This is a genomic window from Syntrophorhabdales bacterium, assembly GCA_035541455.1.
Taxonomy (GTDB): Bacteria; Desulfobacterota; Syntrophorhabdia; order Syntrophorhabdales; family WCHB1-27; genus JADGQN01.
This window is the reverse complement of sequence record DATKNH010000085.1, coordinates 1-26,308: the sequence shown is the minus strand read 5'-3', so window position 1 is coordinate 26,308 and position 26,308 is coordinate 1. Positions and strand designations below refer to the sequence as shown.

Annotated in this window: 26 protein-coding genes; 15 read left to right on the top strand and 11 right to left on the bottom strand. The window is 54.0% G+C overall.

Annotated elements, in window-relative coordinates:
- Positions 1–19 precede the first annotated feature (19 nt).
- From VMT71_08915 to VMT71_08900, 4 genes are all read left to right on the top strand, one after another.
- Positions 20–1,015 carry a tripartite tricarboxylate transporter substrate binding protein gene (locus VMT71_08915; protein ID HVN24081.1) on the top strand — a complete coding sequence of 332 codons (996 nt, stop codon included), beginning with the start codon at positions 20–22 and terminating at the stop codon, positions 1,013–1,015.
- Between the two features lie 15 nt (positions 1,016–1,030).
- Positions 1,031–1,501, top strand: coding sequence for a tripartite tricarboxylate transporter TctB family protein (locus VMT71_08910; GenBank protein HVN24080.1), 471 nt, complete (start codon positions 1,031–1,033; stop codon positions 1,499–1,501).
- Between the two features lies 1 nt (position 1,502).
- Positions 1,503–3,023: a tripartite tricarboxylate transporter permease gene (locus VMT71_08905; GenBank protein HVN24079.1), complete on the top strand. Its 1,521-nt coding sequence runs from the start codon at positions 1,503–1,505 to the stop codon at positions 3,021–3,023.
- Positions 3,024–3,237: 214 nt separating this feature from the next.
- Positions 3,238–3,597: a hypothetical protein gene (locus VMT71_08900; GenBank protein HVN24078.1), complete on the top strand. Its 360-nt coding sequence runs from the start codon at positions 3,238–3,240 to the stop codon at positions 3,595–3,597.
- Positions 3,598–3,670: 73 nt separating this feature from the next.
- Here VMT71_08900 and VMT71_08895 read toward each other — a convergent pair whose 3' ends face one another.
- Genes VMT71_08895 through miaA form a run of 4 tightly spaced genes read right to left on the bottom strand, consistent with a single transcriptional unit; the run spans position 3,671 to position 7,298 of the window.
- Positions 3,671–4,804, bottom strand: coding sequence for a PilT/PilU family type 4a pilus ATPase (locus VMT71_08895; protein ID HVN24077.1), 1,134 nt, complete (start codon positions 4,802–4,804; stop codon positions 3,671–3,673).
- 4 nt (positions 4,805–4,808) lie between these two features.
- Positions 4,809–5,849, bottom strand: coding sequence for a type IV pilus twitching motility protein PilT (locus VMT71_08890; protein HVN24076.1), 1,041 nt, complete (start codon positions 5,847–5,849; stop codon positions 4,809–4,811).
- 10 nt (positions 5,850–5,859) lie between these two features.
- Positions 5,860–6,360, bottom strand: coding sequence for an SMC-Scp complex subunit ScpB (gene scpB, locus VMT71_08885; GenBank protein HVN24075.1), 501 nt, complete (start codon positions 6,358–6,360; stop codon positions 5,860–5,862).
- A gap of 8 nt (positions 6,361–6,368) precedes the next feature.
- Positions 6,369–7,298, bottom strand: a complete 930-nt coding sequence (miaA, locus tag VMT71_08880) for a tRNA (adenosine(37)-N6)-dimethylallyltransferase MiaA (GenBank protein HVN24074.1) — start codon at positions 7,296–7,298, stop codon at positions 6,369–6,371.
- A gap of 26 nt (positions 7,299–7,324) precedes the next feature.
- On the opposite strand from miaA, the gene VMT71_08875 reads away from it, so the two are divergent.
- From VMT71_08875 to VMT71_08860, 4 genes are all read left to right on the top strand, one after another.
- Positions 7,325–9,208, top strand: coding sequence for a PBP1A family penicillin-binding protein (locus tag VMT71_08875; protein ID HVN24073.1), 1,884 nt, complete (start codon positions 7,325–7,327; stop codon positions 9,206–9,208).
- A gap of 206 nt (positions 9,209–9,414) precedes the next feature.
- Positions 9,415–10,437, top strand: a complete 1,023-nt coding sequence (locus tag VMT71_08870; protein ID HVN24072.1) for a TRAP transporter substrate-binding protein — start codon at positions 9,415–9,417, stop codon at positions 10,435–10,437.
- A 93-nt stretch (positions 10,438–10,530) separates the two neighbouring features.
- Positions 10,531–11,013, top strand: coding sequence for a TRAP transporter small permease (locus VMT71_08865; protein HVN24071.1), 483 nt, complete (start codon positions 10,531–10,533; stop codon positions 11,011–11,013).
- Positions 11,006–12,310, top strand: a complete 1,305-nt coding sequence (locus VMT71_08860) for a TRAP transporter large permease (protein ID HVN24070.1) — start codon at positions 11,006–11,008, stop codon at positions 12,308–12,310. The genes VMT71_08865 and VMT71_08860 overlap by 8 nt, the downstream gene beginning before the upstream one ends.
- A gap of 26 nt (positions 12,311–12,336) precedes the next feature.
- On the opposite strand, the gene VMT71_08855 is transcribed toward VMT71_08860, so the two are convergent.
- From VMT71_08855 to VMT71_08835, 5 genes are all read right to left on the bottom strand, one after another.
- Complete coding sequence (locus VMT71_08855; protein HVN24069.1) at positions 12,337–13,389, bottom strand: glycosyltransferase; 1,053 nt, start codon at positions 13,387–13,389, stop codon at positions 12,337–12,339.
- A gap of 97 nt (positions 13,390–13,486) precedes the next feature.
- Positions 13,487–14,323: an ATP-grasp domain-containing protein gene (locus VMT71_08850; GenBank protein ID HVN24068.1), complete on the bottom strand. Its 837-nt coding sequence runs from the start codon at positions 14,321–14,323 to the stop codon at positions 13,487–13,489.
- Between the two features lie 22 nt (positions 14,324–14,345).
- Positions 14,346–15,113 (bottom strand): ChbG/HpnK family deacetylase, encoded by a 768-nt coding sequence (locus VMT71_08845; GenBank protein ID HVN24067.1) that lies wholly within the window; start codon positions 15,111–15,113, stop codon positions 14,346–14,348.
- The gene (locus VMT71_08840) at positions 15,110–15,811 is read right to left on the bottom strand and encodes a methyltransferase (GenBank protein ID HVN24066.1); all 702 of its coding nucleotides are present in this window, start codon (positions 15,809–15,811) and stop codon (positions 15,110–15,112) included. Before VMT71_08840 ends, VMT71_08845 begins: the two co-directional genes overlap by 4 nt.
- 61 nt (positions 15,812–15,872) lie before the next feature.
- The gene (locus VMT71_08835) at positions 15,873–16,988 is read right to left on the bottom strand and encodes a VIT1/CCC1 transporter family protein (GenBank protein HVN24065.1); all 1,116 of its coding nucleotides are present in this window, start codon (positions 16,986–16,988) and stop codon (positions 15,873–15,875) included.
- 589 nt (positions 16,989–17,577) lie between these two features.
- Here VMT71_08835 and VMT71_08830 point away from each other — a divergent pair.
- Positions 17,578–18,159, top strand: a complete 582-nt coding sequence (locus tag VMT71_08830; protein HVN24064.1) for a TolC family protein — start codon at positions 17,578–17,580, stop codon at positions 18,157–18,159.
- A gap of 645 nt (positions 18,160–18,804) precedes the next feature.
- A complete protein-coding gene (locus tag VMT71_08825) occupies positions 18,805–19,251 on the top strand; it encodes a hypothetical protein (protein HVN24063.1) in 447 nt (148 codons plus the stop codon).
- A 33-nt stretch (positions 19,252–19,284) separates the two neighbouring features.
- Here the strand turns inward: VMT71_08825 and VMT71_08820 are convergent, their stop codons facing one another.
- Complete coding sequence (locus tag VMT71_08820) at positions 19,285–20,259, bottom strand: tripartite tricarboxylate transporter substrate binding protein (protein ID HVN24062.1); 975 nt, start codon at positions 20,257–20,259, stop codon at positions 19,285–19,287.
- A 270-nt stretch (positions 20,260–20,529) separates the two neighbouring features.
- On the opposite strand from VMT71_08820, the gene VMT71_08815 reads away from it, so the two are divergent.
- From VMT71_08815 to VMT71_08795, 5 genes are all read left to right on the top strand, one after another.
- The gene (locus tag VMT71_08815) at positions 20,530–20,874 is read left to right on the top strand and encodes a hypothetical protein (GenBank protein HVN24061.1); all 345 of its coding nucleotides are present in this window, start codon (positions 20,530–20,532) and stop codon (positions 20,872–20,874) included.
- Between the two features lie 119 nt (positions 20,875–20,993).
- A complete protein-coding gene (locus VMT71_08810) occupies positions 20,994–22,115 on the top strand; it encodes a hydrogenase small subunit (GenBank protein HVN24060.1) in 1,122 nt (373 codons plus the stop codon).
- On the top strand, positions 22,103–23,791 hold the full coding sequence (locus tag VMT71_08805; protein HVN24059.1) for a nickel-dependent hydrogenase large subunit: 1,689 nt from the start codon (positions 22,103–22,105) through the stop codon (positions 23,789–23,791). Before VMT71_08810 ends, VMT71_08805 begins: the two co-directional genes overlap by 13 nt.
- Entirely contained in the window at positions 23,788–24,483 is a 696-nt protein-coding gene (gene cybH / locus VMT71_08800) for a Ni/Fe-hydrogenase, b-type cytochrome subunit (protein HVN24058.1), read from the top strand. Before VMT71_08805 ends, cybH begins: the two co-directional genes overlap by 4 nt.
- Positions 24,473–24,955, top strand: a complete 483-nt coding sequence (locus VMT71_08795; protein HVN24057.1) for a HyaD/HybD family hydrogenase maturation endopeptidase — start codon at positions 24,473–24,475, stop codon at positions 24,953–24,955. The genes cybH and VMT71_08795 overlap by 11 nt, the downstream gene beginning before the upstream one ends.
- Positions 24,956–25,001: 46 nt before the next feature.
- Here the strand turns inward: VMT71_08795 and VMT71_08790 are convergent, their stop codons facing one another.
- The gene (locus tag VMT71_08790) at positions 25,002–25,679 is read right to left on the bottom strand and encodes a PqqD family peptide modification chaperone (GenBank protein ID HVN24056.1); all 678 of its coding nucleotides are present in this window, start codon (positions 25,677–25,679) and stop codon (positions 25,002–25,004) included.
- Positions 25,680–26,308: the final 629 nt, after the last annotated feature.

The window sequence follows — 26,308 nt, the reverse complement described above, 5'->3', positions numbered from 1 at the left end:
AAACTAAGGGGGAATGCCCATGAAGAAGCTTCACCTGAAACATCTCTTGTGTATGGTCGTGACGCTCGTCGCATGTGCCGCCATTCTTCATTCGACTGCGTCTGCGCAGGCCAAGTTTCCGACGAGGCCTGTCACGCTCTGGGTGGGCCTGCCGCCAGGAGGCTCAGCGGACGTGCTCGCGCGTGCTCTCGCGGAGGGAGCCGAAAAGAGTCTTGGCCAGAAAATCATTGTCGTCAGCAAGCCGGGAGGAGGCGGCACAGTCGCAACCTCTCTGCTCATGAATGAAAAACCGGACGGCTACACGCTCCTCATCAACACGGACAGCGTGATTACACGGGCTCCTCATATCAGTGATCTGGAGTATGATCCCTTTAAAGATATCGACAATTTCATGCTTATCGGGGAATGGAAAACAGTCTGGACAGTCAAGGGAGACAGTCCCTTCAAGAAATGGACAGACCTTGTCGCCTGGGCTAAGAAAAACCCGGGCCAGCTCACCTTCGGCCACTGCACGGCTTCATCGTTTTACTTCGGCATGGTTGCGATAGCAAAAAAAGAAGGCTTCACGTTCAAGGCTGTGCCTTACCCCTGTGATGCGCCGACAATGACGGCTGTGCTGGGTGGCCACGTGATGCTGGGAGGGGGAACCGCTGCGCCATATCGAAGCCACGTTCTCGCTGACAATATACGGATCATACTTTCGCGGCAGAAGATAAATTACGCCGCAGGCCACGGCCAACTGACCACGTTCAAGGACGTGCACTATGATTTCGATCTGCCTCTCCTCGCTATGATCATGGCGCCAAAGGGAATGCCTGAGAACGTGAGAAAGACGTTAGAGAAGGCTTTCATGGACGGGATGAAAAGCGAGGTTTTCAAGAAGGTGGCCGAGGATCAGGAACTGGCTGTGCAGCCCATGACGGGCAAGGCTTTTGTTGATTACCTCAAAAAGACAAGCGCCACGTACGAGGAATTGATTAAAGAGATGGGAATGTACAAAAGCGAAAAGAAATAGCCCCTCTAAAATGATATGCGGAACTACAATCTTCTTTCCGGCGTCTTCCTCGTCATCGTAAGCGCCGTTGCCTGCACCAAAGCATTTCGCCTCGGCCTGGGAAGCGGCGCAAGCCCGGGCCCTGGCTTTATCCCTTTTGCGGTTGCCGCCTTGCTCGGGCTTATGTCTTTGTACCTCTGCCTGCGCGGCGCGACCCAGGCGCTCAAGGGCTACCGGGAAAAAGAGGCATTTAAGCAGGCGGGCTGGGGGAAGGCGCTTCTGGTCGTTATCTTTCTTGGCGCTTACGGAGCTCTCTTTAATTTCCTCGGGTTCCCGCTGGCCACCTTCATGTTGATGATGTCGCTCCTTCTGTTTGCCGGAGGTCAAAAATTACGCCTCTCTCTTACCGTTTCTATACTGACCGTAGCGTGCTCCTACGTTCTTTTCGTAACCCTGTTCGACCTGCCGCTCCCCAGGGGCTCGCTCTGGTATTTCTTCGGAGAGTAGCGTGGGGATCTGGCACTATATTTTCTACGGGCTCAGCGTCGCGGTCCAGCCGATAAACCTCCTTTACTGTTTCGCGGGCGTTTTCACCGGTACGCTTATCGGCGTTCTGCCGGGCATCGGTCCTGTCGGCACCATGTCTCTGCTTCTGCCGATCACATTCCATATCAGTCCTGTCGGCGCAATCATCATGCTTGCGGGTATCTACTACGGAGCGCAGTACGGCGGCTCAACCACGGCGATTCTTGCAAACATTCCAGGCGAGGCTTCTTCGGTCACCACCTGCCTCGATGGTTACCAGATGGCCCGAAAAGGAAAAGCGGGTCTTGCGCTGGGAGTTTCGGCTGTCGGATCTTTTATCGCCGGAACTATTACCATTTTCGGCCTTGTGTTCCTGGCCTATCCCCTCGCAAAGGCGGCGCTCAAGTTCGGTCCTCCCGAGTACTTCTCCCTCATGTGCGTGGGTCTCGTGATCCTTACATTTCTTACGCAGGGCTCCATGTTTAAAGCCCTGATGATGGCACTTCTGGGGTTACTCGTAGGCCTGGTGGGACTCGATCCTTTCACAGCAAAACCCAGGTTTACGTTCGGCTTCAAGGAGCTGATGGACGGCGTGGGCATTGTGCCCGTGACGATGGGCCTCTTCGGCATTTCCGAGGTACTTCTCAATGTAGAGACAAAGATCAAACGGGATATTTACAAAACGGAAATCACCGGCCTTCTCTCGTCATCGAAAGATTGGTTCGCGGCGAAATGGGCTATCCTGCGGGGGACGATCGTCGGATTTTTCCTGGGAATCCTTCCGGGCGGGGGCGCCATTCTCAGTTCATTCGTTTCCTACGCGCTGGAAAAACGTTTCTCCAGACACCCGGAGCAGTTCGGTACCGGTGTTATCGAGGGTGTGGCAGCCCCTGAATCCGCAAACAATGCAGCAGCTCAATCGTGCCTCATTCCCCTGCTCTCCCTCGGTATACCTCCCAATGTCGTTATGGCAGTGCTCTACGGCGGTCTATTGATCCACGGCATACAGCCGGGTCCTTTTCTCCTTCGCGACCATCCGGATATTTTCTGGGGACTTTCGATGAGCATGTATGTGGGCAACGTGATGCTGCTCGCCCTCAATCTCCCGTTGATCGGTCTCTGGGTCAGGATACTCAGAGTGCCCTACCCTATTCTCTTTCCACTGATTCTTTTCTTTTGCGCCATCGGTGTTTACACGGTGAATAATTCTGTCTTTGACATTTACCTGATGGTGATATTCGGGCTGGCAGGCTACCTGATGAAGAAAATGGATTTTGAGCCCGCTCCCATGGCAATGGCATATGTGCTCAGCCCGATCCTGGAATCTAGCTTCCGCCAGTCGCTCAGCCTGTCGGGTGGAAGCTTCGGCGTTTTCTTCTCACGCCCCATCTCTCTGGTCTGCATGATATTCGTCGTGTTACTCCTCGGCTTTCAAATCGTTTCGTCATATGTGGCCAGGTGGAGAGTTGGCGCAGAAAAGATCAAGACATATGAGGGAGAGTAGAAGCTATCACAGGGACAAATTCCAAATCCTAATCTCTAATATCCAAACAATATCGAATGACCAAAACTCCGAACCCGCTTAGTTTCTTTTTCCAGTTTCTAACATTTGATATTTGGATTTGTTTAGGATTTAGATATTCGATATTCGGATTTGAGTCCATCGGGATGCCGCAGACGGGCACCCCTTCAAGTCCCTAAGAGAAGGGCGGAGTCTTATGAGACGAACAATTGTTCTTGCAGCTCTGACCGTACTCTTATTTGCGGCCATTGGTGACGCTCACGCATTCACCTACACCTATAACAATCAGACTAAATACCCGGTCAGGGTGACTGCGCAGCTCTATGACGATGCAGACAAGACGGGTGAATTGCAGGCCAATGGATCCTACGTGTTTTCGAGCAAGTCTCTGTTAAAAAGTTGGAGCGCGGAGGCGTTGGTGGACAACGAATGGCAGCAGGTACTCAACATGACGTGCGATCTTCTTCCGGGCAATCACACGTTTTCGATTTATTTTGATGAGACAACGGACGCAAACGGAAAGGCCACGCGTATCTGGAACGCACTAATAAAATAGCGGCTCCGGGCTCGAGGCAAACGGCACAAAGAAGAGCTTCGTCTACAGCCTTTATCCTTTAGCCTTTAGCCCGTCAGTACTTCCCGTCCCACTCCAGTTTCAGGCCCTTCTCCTGGACCCGCTCAGTAACCTTATCCTTCTTGACCTCGCTCGTCTTTATTTTAAGGCGCAGGTCATTCTGGCTGTCCGCATAGCCTATGGCATGCTTGTAATCGATTTTGCCTGCCTTATACAGATCAAAAATCGACTGATCGAATGTCTGCATACCCTCGTGATAACCGAGCAGCATGGCTTCTTTCAGCTGTGCCACCTGCTGCTGAGCAATCAAATCTTTGACGCGGGGAGTGTCGAGCAGGATCTCGACGGCCGCGATCCGCTTGCCATCCTTGGTGGGGATGAGACGCTGCGAAATGATGGCTCGCAGCGTGAGAGAGAGCTGCATAAAAATCTGTGCGTACCGTTCTGCGGTAAAGAAATTCATGACCCTTTCCAACGCCTGGTTGGCGTTGTTTGCATGGAGAGTCCCCAGGCATAAATGGCCGGTTTCGGCAAAACCTATTGCAGCTTCCATCGTCTCAGTGTCCCGTATTTCGCCGATGAGGATCACGTCCGGCGCCTGTCGCATCGTGTACTTCAGCGCGTTCGCAAAAGAAAGGGTGTCGAAGCCGATCTCCCTCTGGGTGATGACGCTTTTCTTGTGGTGATGAACAAACTCTATCGGGTCTTCCACAGTGATGATGTGCCCCTTCTCGTGCTCATTCCGATAATCGAGCATTGCGGCAAGCGTTGTCGATTTGCCTGTTCCGGTAGCACCGACCACAAGGATAAGACCCCTTTTCGTCATCACTATCTTTTTCAGAATCTGCGGCAGCCCAAGATCGTCGACGGTTTTTATCTGTATCTTAATCTGCCGGAGGATCACTCCGACGTGGCCCATCTGCCTGAAGATGCTCACCCGGAACCTTCCGAGATCGGGATAGAACAAGGCTAGCCCCATCTCGAACTCTTCCTCAAATCTTCTCTTCTGCCGCTCGTTCATGATGCTGTACGCCACTTCCTGCGTGTCTTCCGGCGTCAGCGCCTCTGCACCCTCATACCGGTCGACAGTACCTTCCACCCTGAACATAGGAGGCAGCCCGACGGTCAGGTAGATGTCTGAGGCGTTGGTCTCGGTCATGTGCTTGAGAAGCTTCTTCAGCGGCACCATGCTATCACCTCCCGGGAAGCGGGGCCGGCAGGTAGAAGGCCACCTCTTCGGCCGTTACGAGGTTACGCGCCATCAATTCTTTAACGGCAGCCTCCATGGTTATCATGCCCATAGCCTTGCTGGTCTGCATGATTGAAGGCATCTGGGCAATCTTGTTTTCCCGTATCAGGTTTCGTATCGCAGGCGTTGCCAGCATAATTTCAAAGGCAGCCACCCGTCCCTTATTATCCCGACGCTTGAAGAGGGCCTGCGTAATAATGGCCTGGATCGATTCCGACAGCATTGCCCTCACCTGGTTCTGCTGTCCCGCCGGGAACACGTCGATGACCCTGTCGATCGTTTTTGGCGCACCGCTCGTGTGCAATGTTGCAAACACCAGGTGCCCCGTTTCCGCGGCCGTGAGGGCAAGAGAGATGGTTTCCAGGTCTCTCATTTCGCCGACAAGTATCACGTCCGGATCCTCGCGAAGCGCTGCCCTCAGTGCGTTGGCAAAACTCTTCGTGTGCGGCCCGAGTTCCCTCTGATTCACAAGGCAAAACTTTGACCGGTACACGAACTCTATCGGGTCCTCGATGGTGATAATATGGCCTTTCATTTCGCTGTTGATGAAGTCTATCATTGCAGCCAGCGTGGTCGATTTACCGCTGCCGGTAGGACCCGTAACAAGCACGAGACCCTTTTCAAGGCGCGCGATGTTCACCAGTGTTTTCGGCAGACCCAGCTCGTCAAACCCCGGGATTTTGTTCGGCACCGGCCTGAAGGAAGCAGCGTCTCCCCTGTTCTGCTTGAAGACATTTACCCTGAATCTTCCGTAATCGCCAAGGGCGAGGGAAAAATCGAGTTCGAGGAATTCCTCAAAAATCTTACGCTGTTCGTCATTCAGGATGTCGTAAATCATCCTGTGGACGGCCTCTTCATCCAGCGGGGGGACCTCGACCTTCCGTATTTCGCCGTGTATCCTCACCATCGGCGGCTCTCCTGCGCTCAAGTGAACGTCGGAGGCCTTGTTTTCAACGGCGAAAATAAGAAGCTCAGAAATGTCCATACAGACCCTCCTATTTATCTAACGACTCTATCTCTCTTATTGTCGGCAAATCTCTGATATCTTTAAGCCCGAAAAGTTCGAGAAATCGAGGAGTGGTCTTGAAAATGATCGGTTTGCCTAGTTCTTCGTTTCTCCCGGCGATCTCGATCAGCTTTCGATCGAGCAGTTGTCTGACAGTCCTTGCTGAATCGACCCCTCTAAGCCCGTCAATATCTCTTTTTGCCACGGGCTGTCGGTAGGCTATTATCGCCAGGGTCTCGAGCATGGGCTTTGTCAGGCCTGTTTCCCGCTCTTTCACGAATCGCCTGACCTGCTCGCGATAGGCAAGCTTCGTACGCATCTGGTAACCGCCCGCCACTTCTATTATTTCCACAGGTCGATCCGATTCCCTGTACTCTGCCATCAGCTCTTTCATCATGCCCTCTATCTCTTCAGGCTTGTATTCCTCCAGGCCTTTGTGGAGTTTGGTGGCGGTGACCGGCTTTGCCGAAGAAAAGAGAATCGCTTCCAATATGTTTTTCAGTTCTGTTGTAGAAATTGTCTCACCTCCGCCTTTATTTTTTCCCTGTCTTCAGGATATCGGAACCAGCTTATTCCCTTGTCACGAAAGAACCACGTCATCTGTCTCTTGGCGTAATGACGCGTCTCTTGTTTAATTTTTGTGACCATCTCAGCATAACCGAGAGCGCCGTCCAGGTAAAGTAGAATATCCCGATACCCTATGCTCAGGAAAGGCTTTAGATTTCTTGAGTAGCCGGCATCCAGCAACCTCCTGACTTCGTCCACCCAGCCTGCCTGCAGCATGCTGTCAACCCGGCTGTTGATACTATCGTAGAGTTCGGCCCGTTCCCGTTCGAGTCCTATGTTGTATGCATCGTAGCGCTGCTCCCTGAAGCCGTGGCGTTCCTGCCATTCGGACACACTCACACCGGAGCTGTAATAGATCTCAATAGCCCGTATAACCCTGATCCTGTCATTCGGGCTTATCTTTGCAGCATACGACGGGTCGATCTGCGCAAGCTCCTCGTACATTGCTTCCGGCTCTCTCTGGTAGCGCAGTCTCAGATTCTCCCTGACCGACGCATCTCCTTTGACGGCAAATAGACCGTGCAGCAGTATACGCAGGTAGAGGCCGGTTCCTCCCACAACGATCGGTATCTTCTTTCTTGACCCGATGTCATTGATTGCCCGGTCAGCAGCCTCCCTGAAGAGTGCGCCGTTAAAGTCCTCCTCAGGCTCCACCATATCAACAAGATGGTGGGTGATTTCCTTCTTCACCGCCGATGGGGGTTTGGCACTGCCGATGTCAAAGTACTTGTAGACCTGCATTGAATCGGCGTTCACTATCTCCCCGTCAAACTCTTTCGCAAGCCACACGCCACATTCCGACTTGCCCGTGCACGTAGGGCCGGCAACGGTGATGACCTTCTGTTTTGTTGCCTCCACCACCCATATAAGCTATACTATGGCGCTTCATGTCAAGGATTATAAAGTTCGCCGTACTCCTCTTCTTTATCCCTGCAGCGCTGGGCACAGGCTTCTCTTACAGCCTCGTCAATTACCTTGAACTTCCCGACATCAAGCAGCTTGAAACCTTCAAGCCCAAGTCGGCTACGCGTCTCTACGCGGACGACGGAACGCTCTATGCTGAGCTTTTCGTGGAAAAGAGGATTCCCATTCCGACGAGCGAGATGCCGAAGCAATTGCGGCTTGCCTTCATTGCCATAGAAGACGTACGCTTTTATAACCACGTAGGGATCGACTTCAGGGGTATCTTCCGCGCGGCATACCGAAACGTGATGCGGCAGAGCTTCTCGGAGGGAGCCTCCACCATCACCCAGCAGCTTGCCCGAAATCTTTTCCTCTCGCCGACCAAGAGCTTCAAGCGGAAGATAGAAGAGGCCATACTGGCCGTTAATATAGAGCGCACGTACTCAAAAGATGAAATACTCAGCATGTATCTCAACCTCATCTATCTTGGTGAAGGCGCCTACGGGGTCGAGGCTGCAAGTTACACCTATTTTCACAAAAAGGCCCGCGACCTCAATCTTCAGGAGGCTGCGACCCTCGCCTCGCTCACCAAATCGCCATCCCGCTCGTCCCCTTTCAAGAATATTCCCAAGGCGATGGAAAGGCGGAACCTGGTTCTGAGAAAAATGTATGAGGCGGGCTTCATCAGCAGGGACGACCAGGTGAGAGCGGCCATGGCCCCTCTTGCACTTGCCCCCTTCAGGATTTACGCACGCAAGAACGGATTTTTCATCGATTACGTGAAACAGGTCATGGAAGAGCACATCTCCAGCAAAGATGAGATTTACACGCAGGGACTCAATGTTAAAACAAGTCTCAGCCTGCAGATGACCGAGTTCGCCAATGCAGCCATCGAAAAAGGGCTTCTCGCCTACAGGGAGCGGCACCCGCGCGTCTCTGAGCTTCCGGAGATGGCGCTCGTTGCCATCGAGGTGAAGACCGGAGAAGTGAAAGTACTCATCGGAGGGAAGGATTTTGCAACGTCACCCTACAACAGGATGACGCAAGCGAAGCGACAGCCCGGGTCCTCATTCAAACCTATCATTTATCTCGCCGCGCTTGAAGAAGGCCTGAAACCCACCTATATGCTGAGAGATGCGCCTGTCTCCTTCACCAATCCATGGACAAAACAGGTCTGGTCTCCTCACAATTACAATAACGAATACCATGGCGACGTACCCATGCGAAAGGCTCTGGAGCTCTCGCTCAACACGGCCACGGTGAGGCTTCTGGATAAGATCGGTGTACAGAATGTCATCGAACTGGCAAAGAGGCTCCACCTGTCCTCCAATTTTGAACCGAACCTGTCGCTGGCCTTAGGTTCAACAGAGGTGATACCGCTGGAGCTGGCTCTGGCGTACGCTACTGTGGCGCGCGGTGGCACCTACCTGCCGCCGAAAGTGATACAATCGATCTCCACTGTCGACAACGAGGAAATATACTCTGACCAGCCTGCCGATCCGGAACCCGTGGTAAATCCCGAAGAAGCATTCACGCTGGTCGACATGATGAAAGGTGTTATCAAGCAGGGAACCGCTGCCAAGGCATCGCGCATGCCGTATTATCTGGCAGGGAAGACCGGGACCACCAATGACTTCAGGGATGCGTGGTTCATAGGCTTTTCGCCAAACCTGCTGTGCGCCGTGTGGGTCGGCTACGACAAGGAAACGCATCTGGCAGGAAGGGAATCGGGCGCCATCGCAGCTTTGCCCATATGGATCGACTTCATGTCGAAGGCACTCACCTTCTATCCCAATGATGACTTTGCGCCGCCGGACCAGGAGGAATCGATCAGCCGCTTTACACCGCCCTTCAACGGCAATCGCTGATCACTGCCAGAGCCACGCGCCGTTGCATCCTGCCGGACGTTGAACCTGTAGACCCACAATGCTCTTGACAGCCGGGGTCCGCTGGGGTACATCTATGGGAAGGCTCACGGACAGAATGACCCTTCTCCGGTCTTATCCTTCCGGCTGACAAGCAGTGAGCAGGTAATGACGCAAGATTGTAAATTCAAACAAGCGGAGGTGTTGTGATGAGTAAAACCATAGTAGCACTCTGTCTGGTGATCGGTGTTGCCCTTCTGGTGGGTCTGACGGGTACGTCCACTTACGCCGCAGAGCAGAAAGTTATTACGCTCAAGTTCTCTGAGTCGACCTTTCCCGCCACACACCGTTTTGCCATGCTCATGGCTGACTGGTGCAAAGAGGTGGAAAAGAGAACAAACGGCAGAGTCAAGATCGACTTCTTCCCGGGCGGCATCCTGGCACCCACGACCCAGGTCTTTGACAGTGTGAGAAAAGGCATCGCAGACCTGGGAGACACCTTTGCAGGGTACACCAAGGGACGCTTCCCCCTCATCGAGACGATCGACCTTCCGTACGGCTACAAGAGCGCGATGATGGGCACCCGTCTCACCAACGAGTTCTATAACAAGTTCAAGCCCAAGGAATATGACGATGTGAAAATCATGTTCTTCTACACTGCCGGGCCGCAATTCCTCGATACGAAGAAGGAGGTAACAAAGCTGGAGGAAGTGAAGGGATTGAAGATACGCTCAACAGGCACGAGCGCAAAAATAGTCGAGTACCTCGGCGGCGCTCCCGTGGGCATGCCCATGGGCGACGCGTACGATGCGCTGGCCAGAGGCGTGGTGAATGGTGTGGTCGGCCCCACGGAAGTCATGAAGGGATGGAAGCTCGCCGAAGTCTTGAGCTTCGCGACAAACTACGGCGCCTCGCATGTCAATGCCGCCTATATTTTCATGAACAAGAACAAATGGAATTCAATTCCTGCAGGCGATCAGAAAATTATCGAGCAGGTCAATGCCGAATGGATAGAAAAGGCAGGCAAGAACTGGGACGACGCGGACAAGGAAGGAGCTGACCTGTTGATCTCAAAGGGTGGAAAGGTAATCGTGCTGCCTGCACAGGAACAGGAAAAATGGAAGGCCGCGCTCAAGCCCATGTTTGAGGAGTACATAAAAGAGTTGAACTCCAAAGGCTTGCCTGGCAATGAGGCAGTAAAGTTCTGCATGGACTATGTGAAGAGCCACTAACGAGAGAGACGCTAGCAGCGGTCGGCTTGAGGTAATGGGCCCTATGGGACTTGGACGACCCATTGCCTCGCCGGCGCTTTCACAGGAGATCGCATGGACGCAGTACTCGGATGTGTGGAAAAAGTGAGCAAATGGATGCAGGCTGTCTCCTGCGTTGCCCTGACCTGCCTGATGCTACTTACGACCATCGACGTCATAGGCCGGACCTTCGGCCATCCCATCATAGGCACCTATGAACTTGTCGGCCTCGGTGGGGCGGTCGTGCTCGGGTTTGCCATTCCCATGACGTCATGGATGCGAGGTCATATCTTTGTGGACACGTTTTACCGCAAACTTTCAAATCCGGTGCAGATAGGGTTCAACGTTATAACAAGGCTCATCAGCATCACCCTCTTCGTGCTGATTGCCTGGAACCTGCTCAAATTGGGCTATGAACTTCACACGGCCGGTGAGGTGACGCTCACCCGGCACCTGCCCTTCTATCCGGTCGCCTACGGACTGGCGGTCTGCTGCTTTGTCCAGTGCGTGGTGCTTCTCTGCGACATCCTGAAGATCGCGGGAGGCAGGTATGAATGAGGTGACGATAGGCGTTATAGGCCTGGGAGTGGTGCTGGCCCTCTTCATGACGGGCATAGAGATGTCTTTTGCCATGATCGCCGTGGGCTTCGTAGGATTCGGCTATCTCATGTCGTGGGAAGCAGCGTTGAACCTTCTGGCTAAAGATTTCTTCGATGTCTTTACCTCTTACAGTCTCACGGTGGTGCCGCTCTTCATCCTCATGGGGCAGATTGCTTTCAACTCAGGCATCGCGAAAAAACTCTTCGATGCATCCTATAAATACGTGGGACACATCCCCGGAGGCCTTGCCATATCTACTGTGGCTGGTGCAACAGCCTTCAAGGCCATATGCGGCTCTACGCCTGCCACCACCGCCACCTTTGCAAGTGTTGCGGTTCCGGAAATGGAACGGTACGGCTACGACAGGAGGCTATCGTCGGGCATCGTGGCCACGGTGGGCACACTCGGCATCCTGCTCCCTCCGAGCGTGACCCTTATCATATTCGGCATTATCTCCGACCAGTCGATCGGCAGGCTCTTTCTGGCCGGAGTCTTTCCGGGTCTCATTATCGCTTCATTCTTCGTCATCGTTATCTATGGATGGTGCAAGCTCAATCCCGCAGTGGGTCCCAAAGGTCCTACGTTCTCGTGGCATGACCGTATCAAGGTACTTCCCGAAGTCGGCTGGGTGGTGGTGGTCTTCCTGCTGATGGTAGGCGGGATTATGAAGGGGTTCTTCACTCCTACAGAAGCGGGCAGCGTGGGTACGTGTCTGGTTCTACTTCTCACCCTGTTCAAGAGAGATCTCGATTTCAAGGGCTACATCAAATCGATCATCGAATCTGTCAGGACCGCCTGCATGGTCCTGCTGCTGGTTATGAGTTCCACCATACTCGGCCATTTCATTGCTGTGACCAAGATCCCCATGCTGGCAGCCGACTGGATCGTGTCGCTGCCTTTCTCTCCTGTGATTATCGTGATCCTGATTTCTCTCATCTACCTCATCGGCGGTTCGTTTATCGATGATCTCGCCTTCATGATCCTGGCAACACCGATCTTCTTCCCTGCCATTGTCAAACTCGGGTACAACCCCATATGGTTCAGCATGATTATTGCCATCACGATCATGATAGGCGTTGTGATTCCCCCGGTGGCTATCTGCGTCTTTATCGTGAAGCAGATTACCAAAATACCCATGGGGGTGATTTACCAGGGAGTCTATCCTTTTCTGATAAGCCTGGTTGTCGGCGGGATACTCCTCTTCTTCTTTCCGCAGATAGCCACGTGGCTTCCGGCAACCCTGATGGGGAAATAACTTGGTTATGCGGGATGGGGCAACGGTTAGGTTGTATGCGCGCTCATGCCATGATTCTGCGCGATCGTAGTGAAGAGCGCGAGGTAATCGTCTATTTCGCCCTGCCGGAGAAGCTCCTTCTCTACGCGATGACGGCTGCTCTCCGCTAAGCGCCTTCTGAGCGCACTGTCCTGCATGAGCATGGTCAGATTCCGGGAGAAACTCTCCTTGTCATTAAAAAAAACTGCTTCAACGCCTTCTTCGGCAAGATTGCGATGACCTTCAATGTCTGAGAGCAGACACGGACGGCCCACGAACATAGCTTCCCGGACCGCATGAGGCATTCCCTCGGAACGGCTGGCCGACACAAAGAGATCACCCGCTCTGAGGAAGGAGGCTACTTCCTCGCGAGGTACGATTCCTTCGTACCGTATCCACGCTTCCTTCTCACATATTTCCTTGAACATCTCACCCGTCTTTTTTTCAAGGATCGGCCCTGCATGGAGATAGACGAGGTTCTGATTCTGTGTCCGCGCATCGGATAGCGCATTGAGGAGCCACAGGATCCTTTTCTCCTCACGGATACCCGCCAGCCCCACGATCACAAAAGTGTTCCTGTCTGGCGCCAGTCTCTGCCTGTAGTCTGCTTGCGAGGCCGGAAGTTCGAGACCGTTGGGAATAACCGCTATCCTGCCTTGCGACGCAGGCAAATGTCTGACGACCCTCTTACGCATGGGTTCCGATAAGACTGCTATGGCGTGGGACGACTCCAGCACTGATCGTATGACAGCACGTCTCTCCTCATCCTCCAGCATTTCATTGCTGTCTGTTCCGCGCAGCGACACGATCATGGGCCCGTTCACAGTCGATCGCGCGGCGTGGAATACCGTGGCACAGCGCCACGCATGCATCACAACCACAACGTCAGGCCCAATGCTCCGGACACACTCCCTGGCCTCGCTATGGCCCCGCCCCTCGCAGTTCTCAAGGATCGATACCCTGTGGCCTCTCCTTTCAAATCCTGCGCTGAGGCGCAGCGCAGCAACACTATTCCCCCTGGGTGTCTCCAGTGCATGCGGTATGCAGATAAGGATTCTCACTATCTATCCATCCTTGGGACTCACGTCGGCGCCCTCCAGCGGCAAAGGCGCACCCGCAAGCGGGTACCCGGCCTGCCCTTCTCGCTTGCCGTGCTCGCTAGATAAATTCCTCCTTGAATCTATCCATCCATTCCATGACGCAATGCACCATGGGTCCGGCGAGATCGAGAGCCGGAAGATTATCATACCATAGGCATGGGGCCGAATTAACTTCAAGCACTTTAAGCTGCCCGTCGGCTTCGATGAGATCCACGCCTCCGGCAACCAGTCCCACAGCATCAAGCGCAAGGGCCGCTCTGTCGCCGGCTCCTCCGGGATCTGAGGCTTCCAGTGCCTCCTCGCCAAAGTGAAAATTTGTGCGGAAGTCATTCGAGGTCGCCCGTTTCTCAAGAATGCTAAGAAGGGATTCTCCCGCCATGACCACGGTCCACGTTTGCCGGTGCGGTATAAACGGCTGCCATATATACTCTTTCTTCTCTTCCAAGAGTTGAGAAAGAACGTCCGCGCCATTTTCAAGAAGCTTCATGCCCATACCGCCCCATCCAACGCGCGGCTTGAGGACAATTGTGGCTCCACCGGGATCGGTCGCACTGAGATCATGGGTTTCTATCAACGGCAGTCTTGTGTGGAGAAGAGCGAGATGCGTTTCCCATTTATCTTCCGACAACAATATAGAGCGGGCCGAAGGAAACACCTGATGCCCCTTTTTCTCCAGGTTCTCGGCCACGCTGACAATCCACGCGAGTTCCCTGCGGGACCGCAGATCATAGCGCAACCAGACACGTTCTTGAAGTTCCGGGACATGTTTCTCCGATTGCAGAAGAACGATCCTCGTTGTGTAACCCAGGGCTTCCGACGCTGCCTTCAGGAGCGCGTCACTCTCTGTATCGGCTTCGTTGCCATGCACACTGTAGTCAAGAATATCAAGCTTCATGGTGACACACGCTGCTGGCTCCTCACCTGTTCTTTCTTATAAAGGGCGCGGTGCGGAAATTTACAAGCCGGAGTGACGCAAGAAGCTCTCTTGCCTCGGATGAGCAGAAGGTTCTTCGTTCTTCATCCCGCTCCGCCATATAGGTGATGCCTTCCATCGGCATCCCGTTCCTGCCCGGATGACACATTAGTTCCGTAATGCCTGGAGAGACGCGCTCAAGTTGTTCTTTCAGGCGCTCGATGGTCCAATAAGGGCTGGGCTTCACATCGCCAAGAAAATGGTCTGTTGCCATTATTTCCGCTGCCCTGCATGCGCTCCGCCCCGCGTCGTCGGTGCAACGCAAGGGAATATTCAGCATTACTGCCATTTCCAGCACCACAGAGAGAACGACTGCACTGCTTCGATGGAGGTGCTTGTGGACATCGAGATGAGTCGGCTCCGTACCCGTAAGATCCCTGAACCGGTCAAGCTGCTGTAAGAACTCTACTTTCACTGTGGCTCTCTCTAACGCACTATGATTACTGCTCCCGTATCCGTGAAAACGCCCTTCCTGATCCACAAGCAGCGGAGGTGGCGAAGGGGTACAAGGTTTGCCTAACGTAAGGTTCAGGTGCAGGCCTATAGACACGCCCGATTCCTTGAAGGCCTTGATGCAAGGAGAAAAGGGAGGATTGACGAGGAGACTCACCGACGTGATACTACCTGCACGGATCGTGTCGAGAATCCCTTCATCTATCGCTGGCGACAGGCCTCCGTCGTCTGCATTTATGATCAGGTACTTATCGCTCACCGTCGAACCGCTTCGTAGATTCGCGCCATGAAGTAAGGCCCTGACCCGTCTTCATCGAATTCGGCCATGCCCTTTTTTCTCAGATCACCGAGGTAGTCGAACATTCCCGGCGTAAGATCATCGAACTCCTTGCGCGTGAAATATCTTTTCTTTTCCCCTGTCAGGTGAACCAGGAACCGCGCGTCCAGTGCCGCTACCACACGAAACGGGTTCGCGATGCTGTTGAGGTAGAGGTAGAGTCGCCCGCCGGATAAAACCTTGTGGGCAGCTTGCTCGATGAGAGCAAGCAGAAGGTCGGTGCCATCAGGACCGCCATAGTATCTTCTGTTGAAGGGCCGCGGGGCCGGTTTGTGCGGGAGAAGAGCCACGACGAGGTCGAGGGGTCCCTGTACGGGATCGAGCAGGCTTCCCTGTATGAACTCTACGCCCGTTACATCATTAACCATTGCATTGTGACGTGCTGCTGCGAGGGAGCCCTCGTCAATATCCGTTCCCACCGCGTGTCGCACTCCTGCCATAGCCATGTATATGGAAAGAACTCCGGTGCCGCAGCCTGCTTCCGCAGCTTTCGCTCCGTCGGGCACCCTGATATGTTCTATCATGAACCGGGTAGCATGGTCCGAAAGGCTGGCCCGCGGCCCGAACTCTCGTATAGGGCCGTGCGGCGTATCTACGATTGTCTCACTCCAGTCTCTCAAAGCGCCTCCACTATCTTCAGAAACCGCATGCACTGTGGCCCGACAGCGGCCGGCTTCTCCTCTAATGCGTTACCCCGAGGAACAGGCGCGCTGCTGAACCTACGAGATACGTGAGCGCGGCGGTTCCCAGGATTATGCACAGGTTGTGCAGGATGTTCGTAGAAATTCTCTTGCCCGAAAGGACGGCCGTAAAAAGACCGGCCAGGGAAATACTGACCACCGCTACGGCAAAGGCGATCACTGCTGGAATCGACGGGCTTGAACCAAACAGGGTACCCACAAAGAAAGGTATCAAGACAGGCAGGGCCCCGACGACAAAGAAAACACCGGTGGCCTTTATGGATTCGCCCGGCCGAAGAGTCTCGGAACCGGCCCTGATCGTCCTCACCAGGCTGGCCAGAACAGCTGCGTCCTCTCCGACGCTTCCAAGGATGACTTGCACTGTTTCACTTCTGACCCCCCTTTCTAGGAGGTCCCTTTCGAGTTCCCTCCGTAGTACCGCAGGGTTGAGTTCTTTTTTTACGTCGAGCTCTTTGTTGTTCCCTTCATTAAAATCATGATGCTCTTTGGACGAGATATAGGAAACTGATGTCTCCGCAATCATGCCTCGGATCATGGCAATCACGCCCGTCAGGCCTATCATAAAGGTCCTGGCATGGGCCGCAAGCAAGCCAATAACAAGCCCCAGCGTTTCTATTGTACCTGCTGTCATGCCCGGGATCGCTTCCTTGACCTTCGCAATATATAATCGCTTGTCCGCAAGCTGTTCCATCATGTGCCATTCATGGCTGATTTCCTGCACGACAATATTGCTGATGATACTACTGATCTTCTCATTATCTTTGTAGGCCTCGAGCAGTCCGGCGTAGTCAAGGATAGCTTGCTTCTCGCGATGCTCCATGTAGTGGATGAATATAGGGAGCGGCAGCACAAGCGAGAGCAGTTTAAGCAGCACTATTTTTGATCTTACGAGAAGAGAAACATGGAACGCCACGCCGTGTGCGTCAGTGGCAATCTTGTTCCAGGCGTGTGCGTGACCGCGCTCCATGCCTCCCAGCTGCATGATCAGCTTTCTTCTGTCCGGGTCGAGGTAGCCGGCCGCCAGAAATCCGTAAAGGCTCTCCGCGATGATTTCCGAAGACCAGAACGTCCTGAGCAAATGAATACCGTTGGTCACGAGGGCACTCCTGCTTCACCTCAGGCTTTGTAGTATCATTTTTTGGCTGTTTTGGTCAATTCGGAACTATTCCTGATTGGCAGGACGTCTAGTTTGGTTCTGCTTGCCTGTCAAGAGGGGTGCTGAAAAGGGAAATGCATTTCCGGCTTACTTGCCGGTCTTGACCCCCTGCAACACGTTTTGCCAAACTTATGCCATCAAGTTGTTTCCAAGATCTCCTGCAGCGGGCATAGTGGCAGTCGCCGTGCTTACGGCCTGCACCTTCATTTCAGCCACTGGCATATATTTCTGCTCGCATTGCAGCCGAACGTTCGTTGCTTCATGCGATTCCTCTTCGCAGCAGGTGCGTGCGGGCGACGAGGGAAGTTCAGACAACGGGTATCAGTCGTGCATTTGCCCTGCGTGCCTCAGTCCACTCATGGTAAGCACTATGCATGAGCCCACACTCATCTCGTTTGAGTATGGTTCATTTCGAGAATTCCCGCGCCTCTTCTCAGGCGTAGCCATCACCATCTACAAGCCGCAACGCTTCCTGATCTGACCTTTTATTTTCTTTAACGTTTCCAATTCTGTCATCACGAGGATTTTCATGCTTCGTGCTGGCATAGCCATGCTTCTTGTGATCTGTTGTGTCAACACCGTCCATGCTCTCACGGTTGATGAGGCGGTGGCAACGGGTCTCAAATATAATCCGGAGCTTAGAGCATTCAGGTTTGAGGAGGAGACGGCCAGAGGACAGCTGGCGAAAGCGAAGCTGCCGCCTTTTTCGAATCCAACATTAGGTGGCGGCATGTCGACTCAGGGTCGGCCCCCCGGCGATCCCAGGGGCGCGTTCAGGAACAACCAGGTCAGCGTGTCGCAGAGCGTCGAGATCGCGGGTCAGCCCGGGCTGCGCATTGACGCAGCGACGAGCGGCCTGGAGCGGACGAGACTCGAAATACAAGATCTCGCGCGCCTGCTTCAGTCCGATATCAAAAACGCCTTCGCTCAGGTGCTCTTTTCTCGCGAAAGAGAGGCTCTCACGCGAGAGTACCTGCATCTCCAAGAAGAGCTTTCGAATTTCACCTCTGGCTGCCGCGGTCGTGGGCGGGCTTTTCACCTCAACCCTCATGACCCTTCTCGTATTGCCGACGCTCTACGGGTGGTTCGAAGTGAAGGACAAAAGGATTAAAACAAACACAGGAGAAGGGCAATGAAAAGCACTTCCATAGCAGCCGTACTGCAAAACGTTCGAGTGGAAATATGATGGCCACGACGAGGTGCTCCCGCAGTACGATGCGAAAGGTGAGTTGGATCCTGAGGGCGGGCAAAGAGTGCGATACACGATCGAGAGAGAGGTGTTCGTCAGTCCCGGACGACACCTGGTCAACTTGAACCTTCCCTCCGAAGAAAGGCAGGTTACAGTCATCGCTGAAATTGGGGCTGATGTTCGACCCCACGTCATGGAGTTTTAAGCCTGTTTACAACGGGCCTGCTACGAGGAGATTCGGTTTTCGCTATGGCATAGTCGATATGAACGCATTTCTTAATGGAGCACCACTTCCGAAATGCAGGAAGTGAAACGCATACGGGGTATGTCGATAATCGACACAGCACGGGACTGCTTGACAATCCCCCTGGGATCACCTACAGTTGGTTAGAGTTATGTTGCAACCGACGTCGCCACCACTGCGCAAAGGTGGCGTCCGGAGAGCGGCGATGAAGATTCCTCCCTTCTCCTCGTGCAGGCTCTTCTTCCAGGTTAACCCCGTAGAGACTATCCGCAGCTATTTGAGACGTCCTCGTTGCATGTGTGCTAAAGGCACAGGGAGGCACTATGAAAACAGGATGCTTCCTTATTGCTCTGGCCCTTGCTTCTTTGTTATCGTGCAGCCATAGCGGCGAATTGACCCTGGCGAGCCCTTCGGGGGACGCGGTCTTCATCTCCCAGGAGCGGGAAACCATGGAGCGCCTCATCGAGTGTGCCCTCACGCAGGAGTGCGGTGAGATATCACTTATGGCCCTTCTTGCCCAGCGTAAGGTCTTCCGTGTCACCTGCGGAACAAGAGTCGAACTGCAGGACGCGTTCACCTTCTCGAGCGTCAGAAGGATTCGCGTACTGGACGGTCAGTATGCAGGCAAAAACGGATGGGTGTACGAGCGCATGCTGTGTGCGGATCTTGGTAGCAGCACTTCCCAACAGCGCTCTGAAGGCCAGACCATTCCCCTAGCCTACTCTTCTGATGCGGGTTTCTCTTCTCTATTCCCGGATACGTATCAGTAAGCGGAGCCCGAAACGAGATCGAGAAACTGTCTTTTATGGCTTGCGCAGCCCGATCTTAATCGCAACTTCAAGGGCTCCTGCGTACTCCTGTTCTATCATCTTCTTCACTTCGGCGGGAGACTTGTATTCGCAGATCCCACCGAGTTGATCGATCTTCGGCTTAGTGGCCTTTATCGCCTTTTCGGCTGCGGGCACCAGTACCCGTCTCACTTCTTCCGGAATGCCCGTGGGTGCGAAGAGCACGAACCAGCTTCCCGGCAGGCTTTGTTTGTAGCCCAGCTCACTGATGGTTGGAACGTCGGAGTACCCGGGCAGTTTGTTAGTCGTCAAAAGCATTCGCATCTTTCCCGCGTCTGCGTGGGGCTTCACCTTGGAAAAAGCATCAACTGTAGCCTCCACGTGTCCTCCCAACAGAGCGGTGAGAACCGCTTCACCACCCTCAAAGGGAACATGCGTCATCGTCGTTCCCGTAACGGATTGAAGTATCTCGAGCACGAAGTGGGGTCCTGATCCTACGCCCGTAGTACTGACACGGATCTTGCTCGGGTTTTTCTTCGCATACTCAACCAGTTGGGGAAAGGTTTTCCATGGCGCATCCGGCCTGACGGCAAGGACAGAGGGAAAGAAGTAGTGAAAACCTAAAGGCTCGGCGTCCTTGAGGGGGTCATAGTGGAGAACCTCAGGGTTGGCGACAGGGGCATAGACAAATCCCGCGGAACTGCCGTAGAGGAGCGTATATCCGTCCTTCTTCCCCCTGACCACCGCGTCCGTGCCGAGAACACTGGACGCCCCCGGCTTATTGTTCGGAATGATTTTCGCACCGAGTATTTTCTCCAGCTCCCCTATCAATATCCTGGCGGTGATGTCTGCCCCTGAACCCGCAGGATAGGGAACCACCAATTGGATGTTATGATCCGGGTACCCTGCGGCATGACAGAGCCCGAAAAATTGACCCGGCCCGCACATAACCAGGACAACAATAAAGGGTAACAGTCTTCTTCTCACCATGTTATCGCTCTCCTTGTACAATCGATGTGAAAAAATGCTTACGAATAGCACAATCATTGACTCTCCCTGAGAGAATGTCAATAAAAAAACGAGCACATCTTTCGACAGTTCCCATCGCTGCAGAACTACATTGCTGAGGCGATCACACAATACCCCGGCTGTATTGAAAGGCTACACACGTTCTGATAGAATCAGCGATCGAAAGAGCAGGTACCGCAGGCAATTTATCGCTCACCCGTATTGAAGCGTCGGGATACGAGAACTGAGAACATGACGTGGGACAAACTAAACGCCTGGACACAGGCAAGCAGGCCGCCCTTCTTCGTGGCAACAATCATCCCAATCGCAATTGGCTGGATCATGGCGGGGGCCGGCCGCCCATTCGCTGCGCTGGTGGCATTCTGGGTAGTCATATACCTTTCAATTCTGCTCATGTCAGTGTTCGGGCCGCTCTCGTGGCTCTCTCTACTTGCCCTTCTGACGCTGCCCATCTTTGCAAGGATGATAGGACTTGTCCGCCGCACTGCGGACTGGCAAGATCTCCACGGGCAGGGACGCTACGTGCGCATGCTCTATTTTTTCTGCGGGGTAGCCATCATCCTGGGGCTGTTGTAGGGAAGTAAACTCCGAATGATGAACACACGGTACGTCCCGGACGGCGTTGCACGCCGCCACCGGTGACACTATATTTTCAACAGTCGGGCTTGAACTCAGCGCTAAGGGGAGGATGGTTTATGGCAGCCGATAGTCTGCTCGCGGAGATGCTCGAACGGGGTATCACCCGCCGTGATTTTCTCAAGTTCTGCTCGGCGATGGCCGCAGCACTCGGGCTCTCTCAGAGCTACGTGCCCCGGATTGCACACGCACTGGAGACAAAGAAGAAACCGATCCTCGTCTGGATAGAGTGTCAGAGTTGCACGGGAGATACCGAAGCGCTGCTCAGGGCCGCAAAGCCGACCGCCAGCGAACTGATTCTCGACATACTCTCCCTCGACTACACCGAGACCATCATGGCGCCGGCTGGCAAGCAAGCGGAGAAGTCTCTCGCGGACGTACTGAAAAACCATAAAGGAAAATACTTCGCCGCAGTTGAGGGCTCCATCCCGCTCGGCGAGAATGGGGCTTACTGCTGCATCGCAGGCCGCAGCGCCGTGGACATCGTCCGCGAAGTTTGTGGGGGCGCTATTGCCACCTTCGCGATGGGGACTTGCGCCACGTTCGGAGGCATACCTAAGGCGCACCCGAATCCCACAGGCGCGGTGGGCGTGCGCGACGCAGTACCGGGGGCAACAGTCATCAACCTCGCGGGCTGCCCTGTCAATACGGAAAATATAACAGCAGCGATCGTCCATTATCTTACGTTCGGCGTGCTGCCTGCGCTCGACGCCCTGGGAAGGCCGCTCTTCGCTTTCGGCAAACGGATCCATGACAATTGCGAGAGACGCTCCCATTTCGATGCGGGTCAGTACGTGAGACAGTGGGGCGATGAGGGGCATAGGCTCGGCTGGTGTCTTTACTATATGGGGTGTAAGGGGCCTGCTGCTTACCAGAACTGCCCCACGGTCAAATACAATGAGCGCACCAGCTGGCCCGTGCAGTCAGGCCACGGGTGCATCGCCTGCGCTGCGCCTGATTTCTGGGATCAGATGACCCCGTTCTACCGGAGGCTCCCGCAGCCCTTCGGCATCACCGTTGAAACAACAGCGGATAAAGTCGGGCTCGCCGTCACCTCCGCGACAGTCGGAGGTATTCTCATCCACGTGATAGCGCGCCTGATAAAGCGAAAGAAAAAACCCAAAGAGGAGTTAAAAGCTCAGCCAAAAACTGAATGGAAGGGTCCACCATGGCACGGATAGTAATAGATCCAGTAACCCGTCTGGAAGGCCACCTGCGCATCGAGGCGCAGGTCGAGAATGGAAAAGTCGTCGATGCCTGGTCATCGAGTACAATGTTCAGAGGTATCGAAATCGTGCTCAAGGACCGCGATCCCAGAGATGCCTGGCTTTTTTGCCAGAGAATCTGCGGTGTCTGCACCACGGTGCATGCGCTCGCTTCTGTCCGGGCAGTGGAGGACGCACTGGGCATGACGATCCCTGACAATGCACGTATAATGCGGAACATCATTGCGGCTGTGCAATACGTGCAGGACCACGTGATCCACTTCTATCATCTTCACGGTCTCGACTGGATTGACATTGTGAGTGCGCTTAAGGCCGATCCCGCAAAGACCGCATCAATTGCGCAGTCATTGTCCGACTGGCCGAACTCCGGTGCCGCCTTCTTCGCGATGGTGCAAAAGCGCGTCAAGGGTCTCGTCGACACGGGACAACTCGGCCCTTTTGCAAACGGCTATTGGGGACACCCGGCTTACAAACTCCCACCCGAGGTGAACCTTTTGGGAGTGGCCCACTACCTGGAGGCCCTCGAGTGGCAAAGAGGCATCGCGAAAATACACGCTCTCCTCGGCGCAAAAAATCCGCACCTGCAGACCTACCTCGTGGGAGGGATAGCGCGGCCGGTAGATCCCGCCAGCCAGAATGCCATCAATGCCGATGCTATTGCGCTCATGTCTCAACTGACGCAACAGGCTATTGACTTTGTCAGCAAGGTCTATATACCGGACCTCCTGGCCATAGCTTCGTATTACAAGGATTGGGCCGCCTACGGCAGCGGGGTCGGGAATTACATGACCTATGGGGAATTTCCTGGAGACAACCGGACCAACACTGATAACCTTCAACTGCCGAAAGGGATGATTCTTGGAAAAGACTTGACCAATATCCTGCCCGTCGACCAGAAGAAGATCGCCGAGTATGTGACCCACTCGTGGTACGAGTACGGCGAAGGAGATCAGAAGGGAAAACATCCATGGGAGGGGGAGACGAACGCGAAGTATACAGGACCGAAGCCCCCGTACGAGCATCTGAACACTGAGGCAAAATACAGCTGGCTTAAGACGCCGCGCTACGAAGAAATGCCGATGGAAGTAGGCCCTCTAGCACGCGTGCTCGTGGCGTATGCATCTGGCCATAAGGGGGTTAAAGAAACCGTTGACATGGTGCTGCAAAGGCTTAAAGTCGGACCCGACGCGCTTTTCTCCACGCTCGGCCGCGTCGCCGCCCGCGGCATCGAAACACTGATCATAGCCGAGATGATACCCGGCTTCATCGACGAACTCGTCGGCACCATCAAAAGGGGTGACTACCGCATCTGTCAGGTGGAGAAGTGGGAACCCGGCACCTGGCCGAACGAGGCGAAAGGGTACGGCTTCCACGACGCGCCCCGCGGTGCCCTCGGCCACTGGGTACGGATCAGAAACGGAAAGATCACCAATTACCAGGCCGTGGTTCCGAGCACCTGGAACCTCTCGCCACGAGATGCAAAGGGAATACGGGGACCCGTGGAGGCCTCGCTGATAGGCACTCCCGTGGCTGACCCGGACAAGCCCCTCGAAATACTCAGGACCGTCCATTCATTTGATCCGTGCATGGCATGTGCAGTTCACGTCGTCCACGCCAGGGAGAAGCAATGAAGTGTGACACTGGCTCCACGTTGAAGCTGACTGATGTCTATATCTGGGAAGCGCCGGTCCGATTGTCCCACTGGGTCAATGCAGCGTGCCTGATCATCTTGAGCTTCACCGGTTACTACATCGGTCACCCTTACATAGACAGCACATCCCCGCTATTCTACGGCACCAACCCCCACAACCAGTTCGTCATGGGCTGGATGAGGCTGATACATTTCTCGACAGCATATGTCTTTGCCATGGGCGTGCTGCTGCGTATTTACTGGGGGTTTATCGGCAACAGGTATGCACGGTGGAGCACAATGATCCCCTACACGAAGGAGCGCCTTAACGAGCTCTATCACGATCTGCGGTTTTATCTCTTGCTGGATCCCCGTCCGCCCTTCGTCCTTGGTCATTCGATTCTCGCCGGAATGGCGTACGTGGTGCTCTTCCTGGGCTATCTTGTTTCCATACTCACAGGTTTTGCCCTCATGTCACAGAGCCACGTGGGTCTCTTCTGGAAGGTCGTGGGTGGTTGGATACTTCCTTATTTTCCTGTGCAGGAAATCCGTCTGATTCATCACTTCATCATGTGGTTTCTGATCGTCTTTCCTATCGTGCATATGTACATCGGGTGGACGACGGACCTGGTGGAAGATAACTGCGTGATGAGTTCCATCTTCTCCGGCCACAAGACATGCCGTGAAGAATAAGATCTGCATTATCGGCCTGGGCAATATCCTCATGCAGGATGATGGCGTCGGCGTACGCATACTAGAAGCCATAAGGGAGAGATACAGGTTCAAGCCGCAGATCGATCTCATCGATGGCGGCACTGCAGGCCTCGATCTGCTGCCCGTGATCGAAGATTACAGAAGGGTGCTTTTTGTTGATGCGGTTGATACCGGAGAACCACCCGGCTCGATCATGATCCTTGAAAAGGATTCTATCCCTTCATTTCTGACTGCTCAGGTGTCGGCTCATCACGTGGGGCTCTCCGATTTGCTTTTTGCTGCGAGGATGAGCGACACACTGCCTGCAGAGATCTGTCTCGTAGGCATTCAGCCGGGCTCCGTCGATATTGGACTCGACATGACAGACGTTCTGAAAAGCCGTATCGACGCGCTGGTGACGACTGTTTTGAAACGGCTGCAAGAGTGGGGCGTGGAAGCGACTCCTACCTGATTCGAAAGATCTTGTAACGTTTCTGAGCTTCTGGATTTCCCCGGAGTCAGTGGGAGGATCCTACTGAACACAGCCCGGGACTGCTCACGCCGGTACCTGAGCAGCTGACTTTATCGCAGGCTCCGTATCCGCAGGTATAACCGTTGTTGTACAGGTTGTAACCGCAATTGCATTGGTACTGGGCGGTGTTTCCGTTGTGGCATCTCTCTTGAGTGCAGGATCCATCCCAGCAACCCCATTGGTATGGTGCACCCCCGCTGCTGCAGCCGGAGTCCGAGGCTACTGAACCGTTACAGCATTCCCCGGACCCTCGGGCTGCAAAATCATCAACCCTCAGATCGACCAGCCTAGGAGGTTCGTACGTGAATTCCAGTTCGTCATGACCCGCCTCGGGCGGACGCGTGGGACACGGCGGCGGCGCGATCCTTCCCTCGTCGTGAGCGCGTGCCCGTCCACGTCCGGCGAGCCCATGGCGGACAAGCTCCTCCAGGAACACTGCAAGGTGCTCGTCTACTGCTTGCGGGATATTCTCGCCATCCCAACACAGGGCCCCGATGATGCCATCAATTGAGTGTTCTCCGTCGAGGAGCTTCCACACATAGACGCCGGTGGGGTTCAGGCCAAACCCGCGACCGGTATCGGGATGAAAAAGAATGGCCCAGTCGTCGAACTCCTCGCGGAGCACGACGTAAGGATTGCGGATGGGTTTGCCACCTTTCTTCATGGTGGTATTTTCCATCCGACTCAAGCTGCAATGTTTATGCCAAGTACGTGCCTGTTTGTATACTTCGGAGAACAATTTTTTTCGTTTCGATCTCGTCGTAACCCCTATCGCTCTGTGTGATGCTGGAACCTGATTGTGTGAGACAACATTCAATACTGCAGGAGAAAGGGTACAGACAAATATCTCGTCTGCCGTTACTGGGAAAAGTCCTTAACTGAATTGCAACATAAAGAAAGCGTCCCCATCGGGATTTGAACCCGAGTTGCCGGCTTGAAAGACCATTTTGATATTCTTACCTCAATTTACCACATTGTATACCTACCCTTTCCAAAGCCTGTATTTAAGCCTTTCTACACACATTAATCTTATCTTGACTTACCAGAAGGTACGTGAGATTCTATTTTTGATGTGGGGAATAGTGTGGGGAATAGTTTGAGGAATTGAGAGTACCGGCTATAAAACCCGAGGACGGTTCTTGTGGGGAATTTTCCGAAATGAAGGGTACCGGCTCAAATCGGCGACCGTCTGTGGGGAATGGTTTTCACAAAAGAAGGCTTAAGACAGAGAGGTGCCTATGCCAGCGATAAACCGATATAAGACAAAGTACCCTGGCGTTTACTACATCGAGG

What these genes read in the sequence shown, in the direction of transcription:
- VMT71_08850 (HVN24068.1), bottom strand. Translation starts at nt 14,323, where the DNA reads ATGAAGCTTGATATTCTTGACTACAGTGTGCATGGCAACGAAGCCGAT.
- VMT71_08805 (HVN24059.1), top strand. Translation starts at nt 22,103, where the DNA reads ATGGCACGGATAGTAATAGATCCAGTAACCCGTCTGGAAGGCCACCTG.
- cybH (HVN24058.1), top strand. Translation starts at nt 23,788, where the DNA reads ATGAAGTGTGACACTGGCTCCACGTTGAAGCTGACTGATGTCTATATC.
- VMT71_08860 (HVN24070.1), top strand. Translation starts at nt 11,006, where the DNA reads ATGAATGAGGTGACGATAGGCGTTATAGGCCTGGGAGTGGTGCTGGCC.
- VMT71_08915 (HVN24081.1), top strand. Translation starts at nt 20, where the DNA reads ATGAAGAAGCTTCACCTGAAACATCTCTTGTGTATGGTCGTGACGCTC.
- VMT71_08825 (HVN24063.1), top strand. Translation starts at nt 18,805, where the DNA reads ATGAAAACAGGATGCTTCCTTATTGCTCTGGCCCTTGCTTCTTTGTTA.
- VMT71_08895 (HVN24077.1), bottom strand. Translation starts at nt 4,804, where the DNA reads ATGGTGCCGCTGAAGAAGCTTCTCAAGCACATGACCGAGACCAACGCC.
- VMT71_08790 (HVN24056.1), bottom strand. Translation starts at nt 25,679, where the DNA reads ATGAAGAAAGGTGGCAAACCCATCCGCAATCCTTACGTCGTGCTCCGC.
- VMT71_08890 (HVN24076.1), bottom strand. Translation starts at nt 5,849, where the DNA reads ATGGACATTTCTGAGCTTCTTATTTTCGCCGTTGAAAACAAGGCCTCC.
- VMT71_08865 (HVN24071.1), top strand. Translation starts at nt 10,531, where the DNA reads ATGGACGCAGTACTCGGATGTGTGGAAAAAGTGAGCAAATGGATGCAG.
- VMT71_08910 (HVN24080.1), top strand. Translation starts at nt 1,031, where the DNA reads ATGCGGAACTACAATCTTCTTTCCGGCGTCTTCCTCGTCATCGTAAGC.
- VMT71_08830 (HVN24064.1), top strand. Translation starts at nt 17,578, where the DNA reads ATGCTTCGTGCTGGCATAGCCATGCTTCTTGTGATCTGTTGTGTCAAC.
- VMT71_08870 (HVN24072.1), top strand. Translation starts at nt 9,415, where the DNA reads ATGAGTAAAACCATAGTAGCACTCTGTCTGGTGATCGGTGTTGCCCTT.
- VMT71_08875 (HVN24073.1), top strand. Translation starts at nt 7,325, where the DNA reads ATGTCAAGGATTATAAAGTTCGCCGTACTCCTCTTCTTTATCCCTGCA.
- VMT71_08810 (HVN24060.1), top strand. Translation starts at nt 20,994, where the DNA reads ATGGCAGCCGATAGTCTGCTCGCGGAGATGCTCGAACGGGGTATCACC.
- VMT71_08820 (HVN24062.1), bottom strand. Translation starts at nt 20,259, where the DNA reads ATGGTGAGAAGAAGACTGTTACCCTTTATTGTTGTCCTGGTTATGTGC.
- VMT71_08900 (HVN24078.1), top strand. Translation starts at nt 3,238, where the DNA reads ATGAGACGAACAATTGTTCTTGCAGCTCTGACCGTACTCTTATTTGCG.
- VMT71_08815 (HVN24061.1), top strand. Translation starts at nt 20,530, where the DNA reads ATGACGTGGGACAAACTAAACGCCTGGACACAGGCAAGCAGGCCGCCC.